This is a genomic window from Bradyrhizobium sp. S3.2.6 (assembly GCF_040546885.1).
Taxonomy (GTDB): Bacteria; Pseudomonadota; Alphaproteobacteria; order Rhizobiales; family Xanthobacteraceae; genus Bradyrhizobium; species Bradyrhizobium cytisi.
The window spans coordinates 34705-47504 of the sequence record NZ_JBEPOS010000033.1; the positions used below are offsets into that span (position 1 = coordinate 34705).

Sequence of the window (12800 nt, forward strand, 5' to 3'; positions counted from 1 at the left end):
TGCCTCAACAGATTCTCGGCAATTGCTCGCCCGACGGCCAGTCGACGATCCGCCCGCCGCCGAAGCTCGTGGCCATCTGCACGAAATGATGATCGTCGGCCACGGCCTCGCCGATGTCGGCGGCGTCGCGGCCAAGCGGATGCGCCCGCATCGCGGCCAGCACTGGAGCAGCATTTTCGGGCGCCACGATCGCGACCAGCTTGCCCTCATTGGCGACATGGAGCGGATCGAGCCCGAGCAGCTCGCACGCTGCCGCGACGCCCGGCTTGACCGGGATCGCCTCCTCGCGAAGATGGAAGCCGAGGTCGGACTGCTGGGCGATCTCGTTCAGCGTGGCGGCAAGCCCGCCGCGGGTGGGATCGCGCATCAGGCGGATGCCGTGGCCGCCGGCTTCGACCATCTTCGCGACGAGATCGTTCAGCGCCGCCGAATCCGAGACGATCTCGGTCTCGAAGGCGAGATTCTGCCGCTTCGACATGATCGCCACGCCGTGATCGCCGAGCGTGCCCGAGATCAGGACGCGATCGCCGACGCGGGCATTCTCCGCCGAGAGATCGAGCCCGTGGGGCACGACCCCGACGCCGGCGGTCGAGATGAACAGGCCGTCGGCCTTGCCGCGCTCGACAACCTTGGTGTCGCCGGTGACAATGTGAACGTCGGCCGTGCGCGCAGCCTCGCCCATCGATTCCGCGATCATCTTGAGGTCGGCGAAGCGGAAGCCTTCCTCGATGATAAAGCTTGCAGAGAGGTAGAGCGGGCGTGCACCGGCCATGGCGATATCGTTGACGGTGCCGTGCACTGCAAGCGAGCCGATATTGCCGCCGGGGAAGAACAGCGGCGAGACCACATAGCCGTCGGTCGTCATCACCATGCGCCCGGCACCAACGTCGAATGCCGACTGGTCGTTGCCGCGCGCCAGCCATTCATTGCCGAAGGCCTCGTGGAACAGACCCGAGATCAACTGCGCCATGGCCCGGCCGCCCGAGCCGTGGGATAGGTCGACGCAGCCGTTCCTGATGTCGAGCTTGCGCTGGTAGGCCTTCATGACACGCGTCTTTGCTGGTGGTCGCGGAAGCGGCCATAGGTCCAGTGTGCGGCGCAGGCGCCTTCGGAGGAGACCATGCAGGAGCCCATGGGCGTCTCCGGCGTGCAGACGGTGCCGAACAGCTTGCAGTCGACCGGCTTCTTCACGCCGCGCAGGATGGCGCCGCATTCGCAGGCGGGATTGTCGTCGACGCGCAGCTCGTGCATGTCGAAGCGCACCTCGGCGTCGTATATGGCGTAAGCGCGCTTCAGCTTCAGCCCGCTATAGGGAACCTGTCCGAGCCCCCGCCATTCGAACTGATCGCGCAGCTCGAAGATGTCGGAGACCTCCTCCTTGGCGCGCAGATTGCCGTCGCGGTTTACCGCGCGGCTGTACTGGTTCTCGACCTCGTGCCTATCCTCGTTGACCTGCCGCACCAGCATCAGGATCGCCTGCATCATGTCGAGCGGCTCGAAGCCCGCGATCACCACGGGCTTGCCGAACTCCTCGGCAAAGAACTCGTAAGGGGCCGTGCCGATGATCGTCGAGACATGGGCCGGCCCGACGAAACCGTCGATCTCGACCCGGCCGATGTTGCGGATGTCGGGACTTTCCAGGATGTTCTGCATCGCCGGCGGCGTCAGCACGTGGTTGCAGAACACGGTGAAGTTTTCGAGCTGCTTCTTCTCCGCCAGCCGGATCATGACTGCAGTCGGCGGCGTCGTGGTCTCGAAGCCGATGGCGAAGAACACGACCTCGCGTCCGGGATTGTCCTCGGCGATCCGGATCGCGTCGATGGTGGAATAGACCATGCGGATGTCGGCGCCGCGCGCCTTCGCCTTCAACAGCGATGTGCCCTGCGAGCCGGGAACGTGCATCAGGTCGCCATAGACGCACAGGATGACGTCCGGCCGCTCGGCGAGCCGGATCGCCATGTCGATGCGTCCGGCCGGCAGCACGCACACCGGACAGCCGGGGCCGTGGATCATCCGCACGTTCTTCGGCAGCATGTCCTCGAGGCCGTAACGCGAGATCGCGTGGGTATGGCCGCCGCAGAATTCCATGAAGCGATAGAGCTTTTGCGGATCGGCTTCCGCGCGGATCGCTTTCGCAAGCCCGAGCGCGATCTCCTTGTCGCGAAACTCGTCGGCATATTTCATGACGCGGCTCCCTGCCCCTCGGCGCTAAGCTCGCGCAGCAGCTCGAGCGTCCGCATTGCCTCCTCCGGATCGATCTTCGTCAGGGCATAGCCGACATGGATGATCACATAGTCGCTGACGGCGAGATTCTCGATCAAGGCGACCGATATCTCCTTGCTCACGCCGTCGATCGAGACGATCGCCATCTCGTCGGGCAGGAGCTTCGTGACCTCAGCAGGTATCGCGAGACACATCAGGCGGTTCCTTCCAGGCCGTACTGTTCGAGTTGGAGCGCGGCGATCCAGGCCTGGCCGAGGCTGAGACCGCCGTCATTGGGCGGCACTTGCCGCGGCAGCAGCGGCAAGAGACCGGCGGCGATACAGCCGCGCTCGATCTCGCAACTGAGGATCGCGTTGAGAAAGCAGCCGCCGCTCAGAGCGACGGTCGTGACACCGGTCTCGCGCGCCGCACGGGCGATCCAGTCGACGCAGGCAGCGGCGAGCGTGCCATGGAACAGCCCGGCCCCCTCGACCGGATCGATGCCCTCGGCCGCAAGGCGCGCAAGCAACGGAAACAGGGACAGCACCCCATCCTCGATCGTCCAGCCGTCTTTCATGGAGCGCGGCGCGCGAACCCGCGCCTCCAGTTTCATCGCGGCTTCGCCCTCATAGCTCTGCACCTGGCAAAGACCGAGCAGCCCCGCCGCCGCATCGAACAGCCGGCCGGCGCTGGTCGTCACCGGTACGCCCGGCTGGTCGAGCAAGGCATGGAGACGCGCAGCCTGCGGCTGCGCCGCAAACCGGGTCGCGATCGCGTTGCCGCGGGCCAGGCCATGCAATGCGCTTGCAGCCATGCGCCACGGCTCGCGCGCGGCGCGATCGCCGCCCGCCATCTTCATCGGCGCCAGATGGCCGAGCCGCCGGAACTGCGCGCGCTCGCACAGCAGGAGCTCGCCCCCCCAATTGCCGCCGTCGCTGCCCTGGCCGAAGCCGTCGAGCACCAGCGCCAACGCAGATCCCGCGAGGCCATGCTCCGCCATCACGGAGGCGGCATGGGCATGATGGTGCTGGACTGCTATCAGTCGCCGCCCGCTCGCTTCGGCGAAGCGGGTCGAGGCTATGTTCGGGTGCAGATCATGGGCGATAACCGCCGGCTCCACGTCCAGCGTCGACAGCAGGTGGCCGATGGTTTCTTCGAAGACACGGACGCCTTCGGCGGTGCCGAGGTCGCCGACGTGCTGGGAAACGAAGGCCTCGCTGCCGCGCGTGACCGTCACGGTCGACTTCAACGTGCCGCCGACCGCAAGGATCGGCGGCACCGGTCGCGCCAGCCGAACCGGCTCCGGCACGTAGCCGCGGGCACGGCGGATAAATTGCGTCCGGCCGGCGACGACGGCCGCCACGGAATCGTCGGCGCGGGTGACGATGTCGCGATCATGGCTGACGATGAGGTCGGCGATGCCGGCAAGCCGCAGCTCGGCCTCGCGATTGTCGGTCAGAAGCGGCTCGCCGCCGGGATTGGCGCTGGTGGCGACGATCGCCCAGCTCTCGCCGGCGAGCGGATACGCCGCATCCAGCGCCTCGAAGATCAAATGATGGAGCGGAGTGACCGGCAGCGCGATGCCGATCCGCGCCAGCTCCGGCGCGATCGCCGGCGAGAGCCGATGGCGCGATGTCATCAGCACGATCGGCCGCGGCGACGTCTCGAGCAAGGCGAGCTCGGCAGCATCGGCGTCGGCGATGCCGGCGACCGCGTCCACCGAGCCGACCATGACGGCAAACGGCTTCTGGTCGCGCTGCTTGCGCTGGCGCAGGCGCTGCACGGCCGCCTCGTCCCGGGCATCGCAGACAAGCTGATAACCGCCGAGCCCCTTGACTGCGACGATCTTGCCTGCGGCGATCGCGGCAGCGATGTCCTCGATACCGTGGCTGAGCCGCGGGCCGCATTGCGGGCAGGCGATCGCTTCGGCATGGAAGCGGCGGCTGTCGGGATCGGCATAGTCGCCCGCACAGGCCTTGCACATCGCAAAGCGCTTCATGGCCGTGGTCGCGCGGTCGTAAGGAAGCCGCTCGGCAATGGTATAGCGCGGACCGCAATGGGTGCAGTTGACGAAGGGGTAGCGATAGAACCGGCCGGCTGGATCGAACAGCTCGCTCAGGCATTTTGGACAGGTCGCGGCATCGGCGACGATGCGTGTCGACACCCTGCCCTGGTCGCTCGCGCGGATATAAAACCCTTCGCTCGCCCCCGCCCCGACCGGCTGCACCGAGATCTCGTCGATCCGGGCGAGCGGCGGCTTTTCCAGCGGCAGTGCCCTGACGAAGTCCGACGCGCGCTCGCCCTGGACCTCGATGACGACGCCATGGGAATCGTTGGCGACGAAGCCGCCGAGGCGGTAGCGCGTGGCGAGGCCGTAGACATAGGGGCGAAAGCCGACGCCCTGTACCGCGCCGCGCACGTGCAGGCGCAGCCGCCGTCCGTCCCGCGCCGTGGCCTCGCCGCCCATCGTCACTCCGCCGCCGTCATCGCGGCAGGCGTCGTCGCCGCCATCCGCTTGCGGATCCAGGCAAAGAACGTCGCAAAGCCTTCGCCGGTGCGCGCCGACACCGTCAGCACCTCGATCTTCGGGTTGACCCGGCGCGCATAGTCGATGGTCTTCGCCAGATCGAAATCGAGCACGGGCGCGAGATCGATCTTGTTGATCAGCATCAGCGACGAGGCTGCGAACATGTCGGGGTATTTCAGCGGCTTGTCCTCGCCCTCGGTGGTCGAGAACACCACGATCTTGCAGGCCTCGCCGAGATCGAACGCCGCCGGGCAAACCAAGTTGCCGACATTCTCGATGAAGAGCAGGCCGCCGTTCAGCCAGGGCAGCCGGTCATAGGCCTCGCCGACCATGGCGGCGTCGAGGTGACAGCCCTTGCCGGTATTGACCTGGATCGCCGGCACGCCGGTCGCGCGAATGCGCTCGGCATCGTTGGAGGTCTGCTGGTCGCCTTCGATCACGCCGATCGCAAAGCTTGCCTTTAGCTCGGACAGGGCGCGGACCAGCAGCGAGGTCTTGCCGGCGCCGGGGCTGGAGACCAGGTTGAAGGCGAGCACGCCGTCGGCCGCGAAGCGGGCGCGGTTGTCGGCCGCAAGCCGGTCGTTCTTGTCGAGGATGTCGCGCTCGACCTGGATGATGCGGTCGCTGCTCATGCCGGCGATCTTCTGGCCCGCGGGATTGGCGCCGCAGTCGAGCAGCCCGGCCTCATCGGGGGCGTGGTCGTGGGCACCACCGTGGTGATGGTGGTGACCGTGGTCGTGGCCATGACCGCGGTCATGATGATGGTGCCCTCCGTGCTCATGGCCATCGCCGTGATCATGATGATGACCATGCGCATCTTCGATCGATGCCTTGCCGTCGCTGCAGCGGCAGACCGTACACATCAGTCGACCTCCAATTCCCTTACGCGCGATTCTTCGCCGCCCGTCACCTGCAATTGGTAGCCGCCGCAGGACGGGCACAGCTCGTAACGCTGCCCGATCTCAACGGTTTTGGAACAGGCCATGCACCAAGCCGTGCCGGGCGTCTCGACGATCTCGAGCCGCGCGCCTTGCGCGATGGTCCGCGCGGCCACGGCCTCGAAGCAGAATTTCAGCGCCTCCGGCACGACATGGCTCAGCGCACCGATCTCCAGACAGACGACGTTCACCTTGGTGAAAGCGCGCTTGCGCGCTTCCTCCTCGACGATACCGACGATGCCTTCGCACAGCGCCATCTCATGCATGGCCGGCCTCGCGAAATTGCAGGCTGAAGCCGACGCAGGGATCGAAGGAGCCGACCAGCGCGCGAACCGCGTCCCGTCCCTGCCGGCCGGTCGCGAGCGTCGCGCCCCTGAGGCTCCTGACCAGCGGTCCGCGGGCGTGAAAATTCCACTCGGTCGGTGCCAGGAACTCGAAGTTGACGACGCGATCCTCGTCGTCCAGTGCGACGGCGTGATGAAGGCGCCCGCGTGCGCATTCGACCGCGGCTGCCCCCTTGCCCGCGCCGAGCCGGTAGCTCGCGACGACGCCTTCATCAAGATCCGCATCGCCACGATCGAGCCAGGCGCAGAGCCGCGCGACCTCGGCAATCCGCGCATTCAGACGCGCGGCGGAGCCCGCTTCCGCCGCCGAGACCGCTTCACGGCGTGCCCTGCGTGCCCAGACGCCGGTTTCCGGAATCCGGCCACAGAGGTCCGGCGCATCGGAATAGGCCGCACCGTCCGCCAGCAGACGCGTGACGATGTCCAAATCGTCCGCCACCGTCAGGAAGGATGGATCGGCCTCGGGCTCTGACACCAGCTTGCCGTGGCATCCCGCGACGGAGGCGGCGAGCGGGCTGCCCGGCGCGAGCGTCTCGTCTTCTTCGCCGGCGATCCCCATCGCGCCGAGCGCGGCCTTGATCTGCACCACGGCGTTGCGATGCAAGGCCGGCGGGACGGCCTCGTCCGCGCCCCAAAGCAGCGCGCTTGCCTGCATTACGGCGCGCACCGCCGGAGCGTTTGTGCCGTCGAGCGCGAGCCGTCCGACGAACAGGCCGCGCAGCAGTTCGGTCAGCCGCTCGACGACGACTGCGGTGACGCGGCGCCGCACCGTTGCGGGAGCCGCCTCCCGCCCTTGCGCGGCTTCCACCGCCGACTGGAACGCCACGTGATGGGCGATCGAGCACAGCGAGAACAGACGCGGCAGCACCGGAAGCAGCGAAGCCGCGGGCTTTCCCGCAAACAGCCGCGTCAGCGGCGGCCGGTTGCGCGGCTTGATCGCGACGTCGGCGATCGTGGCGCCGGACAACAGCACCGTAATATCGATCTCGTTGCGGAACGAGAGACTCATCCATGCCGCTCCATCAAGACACCCCGCAGGAAGTTACGCCGATCGATCGGGCTTGTCTCGGGCTCGCGGCGGCGAACCGCCTCCTCGCTGTCCGCCGGCAGCATCAATTCGGCAAGCGCGGCTTCGGCCGTCGCTCGCGCGGCATCCATGTCGGCGAATTGGAACATCGGCGAGAACAGCGAGCAGCTCGCGTTCCGGCCGATCCGGGCGATCTCGCTGAGGGTGAATTCGATATCGCCCGCGGGAAAACGCATTCGCACGGTCGCGTCCGAGGTGGCTGGCGTCACCGCGCCCGCCGGCATCGCCACGTTCATGAACCACGGCGTGACCATGATGCCGACGATCGTGCCGTTGAAGGGACGGAAACCGACCGCCTCGATGCCGAGCGCATCGTTGTAGATGGGTAGATCGCGCATCGCGCGCTCGCCGATCTCCCTGTAGCTTGCGGCCAGAAGCTCGCCCCACGCCGCGGCGTCGGCGTCGCCGGCAGGACCTGACGCACTCGCTGGCGCGCTGCCTGTCATGTTTCGATCGCCATGAACTTGGACTTTGGCGCGTCGCAATTCGGGCAGTGCCACTCCTCCGGCAGCGCCGCGAACGGCGTGCCCGGCGCGATCTGCGCTACCTCATCGCCATCCGCCGGATCGTAGACGGTCCAGCAGATGCCGCATTCCAGCCGCGTGACGTCGGCGACGTCCTGGCGCACGCCAATATTCTCGAAGGCGCTCATTTGAAGTAGGCCTCGATGATTTCCTGCAGCCGCTCGGCGGAATCCTCGAAATCCTCGTCCGCTGCCAGCGCAACCGTCGGCACGCCGCCGACTTCGAGCGTATCGAGAATGATAGTGTCCATGGCGTTGAAGAACTGCACCGACCAGACATTGCGGATGCCGGTGGAGAGCGCCCGGCAGGTGCCGTAGCCGCGCGAGACGAGCTGAATCGGTCCGTTCCGGATCGTGTCCTGCAGGAAGCTCATGTCGACCGGGCTCATCGGCAGCAGCGTGAAATTGATGATCTGCGAGCGAATGCCGGGCCGCCAGGCCCGTGCCCGCTCGCGGATTTCGGCGAGCACCGGGAGCACGTTCATGGCGCCCTCCGGCACCTGCCCGATCTCGAAATCGGCGGATGTCAGGTCGGCAGCCGCACGCTTGACGATCTCGGGAACCGCGCCGATCTCGAGATATTCGGAAGTGGCGTCGGTCTCGAGCCGCACACGCCAAATTCCCGCCAGCACCGATTCCTGGATCTGCGCCAGCGATCCGTCCGGCAGCGCGACGACGCCGGCGACCTCGCCTTCGCCGAGCACGTCGGCCACCAGCTTGCTCTCGAGATCGTTGAGATTGGCCAGCCGAAACAGTCTTGTCGGCGCGTTCGCCTTTTGATCCGCGATGGCATCCGCGATCCTCGAGAGCAGCGCGACCGCGTTCGGGCAGCTCTCTGCAAGCTCCGCACTGTCGAGCGTTGCAAGCTTTGCGAGCGCGCCGGCCGCCGTCAGGCTGCCCTTCGCTGCATTGAGACTCTCGTCGCCGATCGGAAACACGTTGACTGGTTGCTCGGCGCCTTCGGGCGCATCCCAGAAGCCGGCCTTCATAGCCCGACCTCTTGTGCGCGATGCTGGGGAACGATGGTGACGGCGACTGCGGCGCCTTGCCCGCGCGGCCGGTCGATCAGCTTGGTGATGCGGTCGGCATAGACCGACCAGTCCTGGATCTTGGCGATCAACCCCAGCGTCTTGCCGTTGGCGACGAAGATCAGCGTCGGCTGCACCCGCACCTCGAAGCGCTCGCCGAGCACACGCTCAGCGTCGCGTGCGATGATCGCACCGCGCAGCCGATTACCGAACGCTGCGATAAGCTCGGGCAGCACCACGGCGACATCGATTGCCTCCGGAAAGCGGTTGGGATCGCCCGCCGACAGCAGCACCGCGACCGCACCGGCCTCGTCCGCTCCGCCAAGAAAATGATCGACCGTCGCAGCATCGACCTCGGGCAGACCATTCCGCGCCAGATCATGCTTTCCTACCTGGAATTCCATCGAACCTCTCCTGACAAGCTTGTGTTTTTGCCGAACTAGAGGTTAGCAAGCCACGTGCCAGGATCGGTTATCACATGTCCGGATTTATCCCATTGATCCGGATCATGTATTTCTTGGCGCCGATTGTAAGCTAAGCTTCAATGGAAAGATACTTGCCATATCTGGTGAGAGCTGTCCTTGCAGGTAGAAATCGACCTTCCAGGCCCACAGCGGCCGCCGAGGCCGGCCGGTCACTGATGTCGTCAACGCATCAAACGGGAGAAGCAGCGGCGATCCTAGTCGGACCGCAGGTGCTCGGGTAGTTGCGGCTCGCGGTCGATGAGGTCGGCGAAGAAGCGGTCGCAATCCTCGCCATCGAGCGCCGCGCTGAGACCTTCGATCGCATTCGCGATCAGGCGTGCCTCGTCCTCGTCCAGCAGCCGGATCGCGGTGTCGATATAGACCAGCACCTTGGCGCCGACCGGAGGATTCGAGAGCAGCAGCACAGAGACGGGGCGCTGCTCGCCGCGATACGCGCACAGCGCCGAGATCCCGTCGGTCTCGACAATCGTCATGGGCAGGCCGAGGCACATGGGCAAGTCTCCGGCAGTGTGGCCGATCAGGCCGGCCGCGTCTCGTAATGGAGATGATCGATGTCATTGGCGAGCAGCCGCTCGATATCTGCCAATGGCTCGGCGCGTTGGCTCACCGTGAGGCCCCATTCGGCCAGGATGGCGCAAGCGAGATTGATCGCCGACGCGATCTGGTCGCGCACCGGCGGCGTCAGCGGCCCGCCCCAGTCTTCGAGATCGAGCGGCTGGCAGCCGATCAGCACCAGATGTTTCGGGCAGCGGCCGAGCAGGTCGGCCGCGCTGATGACTTCCTGGAAGCCGGTCTGGTGCAGGCTCATCTTCTTGGCGCCAGTGAAACGCGGCACCTCGTCGTCACGCACAAGCTTCAACTGGCCGGGCTCGAGGCCATAGTCGATCGCGTCGAACACGATCAGGCGGTCCGCCTCTTCCAGATAGTTGACGAGATAGAGCCCCTGCGTGCCGCCATCGAGAATGGTGACATTGTCGGGTACGGCGTAGCGGCGGTGGAATTCCTCCACCGCCCGGACGCCGAACCCTTCATCGGCCCACAGGATATTGCCGATGCCGAGCACCAGGATGCGATCGTCTGGCGAGAATGTCGGCTTCACTTGGCGTTCCCATTTCAGTCGCGGAATTGCCGTTCGCCCGAGATCATCGAGGAGATAATGCTCTGGTGCGACATGATGTCTTCGCGGATCGCGGTGTAGATGTGCACCATCACGAACACGACCAGCGCCCACATGCCGAGATGATGCCAGGTGTGCACGTCCTGGCTGTTCGGCCAGATCGCAAACACCCAGCCGAACAGCTTATGCTGCCAGCTATCGATGCCGGTGCCTTCCGAATAGAGCGCAAACCCGGTGACGATCATGAAGGCCACGAACAGCGTGAATCCCGTGAACATCGCAATCTGCGCCAGAGGATTATGGCCGACATACAATTTGGGCTCGCGCTCCAGGAACGCGTACCAGCGGATTTCATGCAGCACTTCTTTCCAGAACTGCCTGCGATGCACGGGCAGATAGAAAATCTGCCGGCAGTGGTGGTTGCCGACGAAGGCCCAGAGAATGCGGGCGAGGAAGAACACCGCCAGCACTTGCCCCGCCGCGAAATGGGCAAACCGGATGTAGCCCATCACGAAGTTGTCGGACGCCTCGCCCGCGACCGTCGGCAACGGCGTTCCGATCAGATAGCCGGTCACCATAAGCACGATAATCGAGAACGCGTTCACCCAGTGACAGATCCGTACCGGCGCTTCGTAGACATAGACGCTAGGACGACCCACCGCACGTTCTCCGGAAGCATCGGCTGCGATCGCCGCGCGGTCGGGCCTGGCGTCCGAGGCGGGAGCAACTGCATCCATCATGATCCTCTCCTACCTGACCTTGACCTTGGCGAGCTCCTGGCCGTCCGGGCTCATGACGTGCGTCGAACAGGCGAGGCACGGATCGAAGGAATGGATGGTGCGCAGGATCTCCAGCGGCTGCTCGGGATTGACCATCGGCGTGTTCATCAGCGACGCCTCGAAGGCGCCAATATTTCCCTTGGGGTCGCGCGGCGAGCCGTTCCAAGTCGTCGGCACCACGCACTGGTAGTTGTCGATCTTGGTGTCCTTGATCTTGACCCAGTGCGCGAGCGCGCCGCGCGGCGCCTCGGTGAAGCCGACTCCCTTGGCCTCCTTCGGCCAGCTCTCCGGCTTCCACTTGTCGACATTGGCGGTCGAGCTGTCGCCGGCCTTGATGTTGGCGACGAGCTTGTCCTGGAAGTAGCGCATCTGGCGTCCGGCCCAGACGGATTCGAGCGCACGCGCCGCCGTGCGGCCGAGCGTCGAGAACAGCGCCGACATCGGCAGGTTCAGATCCCGAAGGAACTTGTCGACGGGATCCTTGAACTCCGCCTTGTTCTGCGCGTAGCCGACGACCCAGCGCGCCAGCGGGCCGACCTCCATGGCGTGACCGCGCCAGCGCGGCGCCTTGATCCAGGAGTACTTGCCGCCTTCGTCGAGCTGCTCGATCGCCGTCTTGGTGCCCTTCGCGTTCGGTCCCAGCACGTAATTCGGCTCGGTGACGCCGTCCCAGGGATGAAGTCCCTTGGTCTCGTCGGGATATTTGTACCAGGAGTGCACCACGAACTCCTGGATCTCGTCGGGATTGGCGTGGTCGACCGGAAGCACCTCGGACAGGTTGCCGTTGATAATGGCGCCACGCGGCAGCTTCAGGCTCTTGGCGGAATAGTCGTTGGCATGTTCTGGCACATCACCATACGAGAGCACGCTCTGGCTCGAAAGGCCGCCGCCATAGAGCCAATCCTTGTAGAATGAGCCGATCGCCGCCACATCGGGGAGATAGACCATTTCGTTGAACTCGATCAGACTGTCGATGATCGAGGAGATCAGGTTCAGTCGTTCCATGTTGATGGCGCCGACAGCGCCGGTGCCGTCGACATTGATCGGACAGGGCACGCCGCCGACGAGCCAGTTAGGATGCGGGTTCTTGCCGCCGAAGATGGTGTGAATCTTGACGATCTCCTTCTGGAAATCGAGCGCCTCCAGATAATGGGCCACCGCCATCAGATTGGCCTCGGGCGGTAGCTTGTAGGCCTTGCTGCCCCAATACCCGTTCTTGAACGGACCGAGCTGCCCCGACTCGACGAACTTCTTGAGACGGGTCTGCAGATCCTTGAAATAGCCGGGTGACGACAGCGGCCAGCTCGAGATCGACTGCGCCAGCGTCGAGGTCGCCCGCGGATCGGCCGAGAGCGCGGAAACGACGTCGACCCAGTCCAGCGCGTGCAGGTGATAGAAGTGAACGACATGGTCGTGCACCTGCAGCGCGAGCTGCATCAGATTGCGGATCGAGTTGGCATTCTCCGGAATTGTGATCCCAAGTGCATTCTCGACCGCGCGGACCGAAGTCAGGGCATGCGTGCCGGTGCAGACGCCGCAAATCCGTTCGGTAAACGCCCAGGCGTCGCGCGGATCGCGGTTCTTGAGGATCACCTCGATGCCGCGCCACATCGTGCCGGTCGATACGGCGTTACGGATGATGTTGTCAGAATCGACGTTGACCTCGACCCGCATGTGACCTTCGATGCGGGTGACCGGATCGACGACGATGCGCTTGCCGGAATTGTCGAGCTTGAACCCATTGGGTGTCTGGATGCCCATCGCTATCTC

Annotated in this window: 15 protein-coding genes; all 15 read right to left on the reverse strand. The window is 65.3% G+C overall.

What is annotated here, in order from left to right; all coding sequences use genetic code 11:
* Positions 1-4: 4 nt before the first annotated feature.
* On the reverse strand, positions 5-1045 hold the full coding sequence (gene hypE, locus ABID58_RS34485) for a hydrogenase expression/formation protein HypE (protein WP_354037362.1): 1041 nt from the start codon (positions 1043-1045) through the stop codon (positions 5-7).
* Positions 1042-2184 (reverse strand): hydrogenase formation protein HypD, encoded by a 1143-nt coding sequence (gene hypD / locus ABID58_RS34490; RefSeq protein WP_354037363.1) that lies wholly within the window; start codon positions 2182-2184, stop codon positions 1042-1044. The genes hypE and hypD overlap by 4 nt, the downstream gene beginning before the upstream one ends.
* Positions 2181-2417 carry a HypC/HybG/HupF family hydrogenase formation chaperone gene (locus tag ABID58_RS34495; protein ID WP_354037364.1) on the reverse strand — a complete coding sequence of 79 codons (237 nt, stop codon included), beginning with the start codon at positions 2415-2417 and terminating at the stop codon, positions 2181-2183. The genes hypD and ABID58_RS34495 overlap by 4 nt, the downstream gene beginning before the upstream one ends.
* Positions 2417-4669: a carbamoyltransferase HypF gene (gene hypF, locus ABID58_RS34500; RefSeq protein ID WP_354037365.1), complete on the reverse strand. Its 2253-nt coding sequence runs from the start codon at positions 4667-4669 to the stop codon at positions 2417-2419. The genes ABID58_RS34495 and hypF overlap by 1 nt, the downstream gene beginning before the upstream one ends.
* A 2-nt stretch (positions 4670-4671) precedes the next feature.
* A complete protein-coding gene (gene hypB, locus ABID58_RS34505) occupies positions 4672-5592 on the reverse strand; it encodes a hydrogenase nickel incorporation protein HypB (protein WP_354037366.1) in 921 nt (306 codons plus the stop codon).
* Positions 5592-5933 carry a hydrogenase maturation nickel metallochaperone HypA gene (gene hypA / locus ABID58_RS34510; RefSeq protein WP_354037367.1) on the reverse strand — a complete coding sequence of 114 codons (342 nt, stop codon included), beginning with the start codon at positions 5931-5933 and terminating at the stop codon, positions 5592-5594. The genes hypB and hypA overlap by 1 nt, the downstream gene beginning before the upstream one ends.
* Positions 5926-7020 carry a nickel-dependent hydrogenase large subunit gene (locus ABID58_RS34515; RefSeq protein WP_354037368.1) on the reverse strand — a complete coding sequence of 365 codons (1095 nt, stop codon included), beginning with the start codon at positions 7018-7020 and terminating at the stop codon, positions 5926-5928. The genes hypA and ABID58_RS34515 overlap by 8 nt, the downstream gene beginning before the upstream one ends.
* Positions 7017-7544 carry a [NiFe]-hydrogenase assembly chaperone HybE gene (gene hybE / locus ABID58_RS34520; RefSeq protein ID WP_354037369.1) on the reverse strand — a complete coding sequence of 176 codons (528 nt, stop codon included), beginning with the start codon at positions 7542-7544 and terminating at the stop codon, positions 7017-7019. Before hybE ends, ABID58_RS34515 begins: the two co-directional genes overlap by 4 nt.
* Positions 7541-7750 (reverse strand): rubredoxin, encoded by a 210-nt coding sequence (locus ABID58_RS34525; protein WP_148756122.1) that lies wholly within the window; start codon positions 7748-7750, stop codon positions 7541-7543. The genes hybE and ABID58_RS34525 overlap by 4 nt, the downstream gene beginning before the upstream one ends.
* Positions 7747-8610, reverse strand: a complete 864-nt coding sequence (locus ABID58_RS34530) for a hydrogenase expression/formation protein (RefSeq protein WP_354037370.1) — start codon at positions 8608-8610, stop codon at positions 7747-7749. The genes ABID58_RS34525 and ABID58_RS34530 overlap by 4 nt, the downstream gene beginning before the upstream one ends.
* A complete protein-coding gene (locus tag ABID58_RS34535) occupies positions 8607-9053 on the reverse strand; it encodes a thioredoxin domain-containing protein (protein WP_354037371.1) in 447 nt (148 codons plus the stop codon). Before ABID58_RS34535 ends, ABID58_RS34530 begins: the two co-directional genes overlap by 4 nt.
* Before the next feature lie 275 nt (positions 9054-9328).
* Positions 9329-9625 (reverse strand): HypC/HybG/HupF family hydrogenase formation chaperone, encoded by a 297-nt coding sequence (locus ABID58_RS34540; protein WP_148744597.1) that lies wholly within the window; start codon positions 9623-9625, stop codon positions 9329-9331.
* 26 nt (positions 9626-9651) lie between these two features.
* Positions 9652-10233: a HyaD/HybD family hydrogenase maturation endopeptidase gene (locus ABID58_RS34545; RefSeq protein ID WP_354037372.1), complete on the reverse strand. Its 582-nt coding sequence runs from the start codon at positions 10231-10233 to the stop codon at positions 9652-9654.
* A gap of 14 nt (positions 10234-10247) precedes the next feature.
* Positions 10248-10991 (reverse strand): Ni/Fe-hydrogenase, b-type cytochrome subunit, encoded by a 744-nt coding sequence (gene cybH / locus ABID58_RS34550; protein ID WP_354037373.1) that lies wholly within the window; start codon positions 10989-10991, stop codon positions 10248-10250.
* Positions 10992-11000: 9 nt separating this feature from the next.
* Entirely contained in the window at positions 11001-12791 is a 1791-nt protein-coding gene (locus ABID58_RS34555) for a nickel-dependent hydrogenase large subunit (protein ID WP_354037374.1), read from the reverse strand.
* Positions 12792-12800 lie beyond the last annotated feature (9 nt).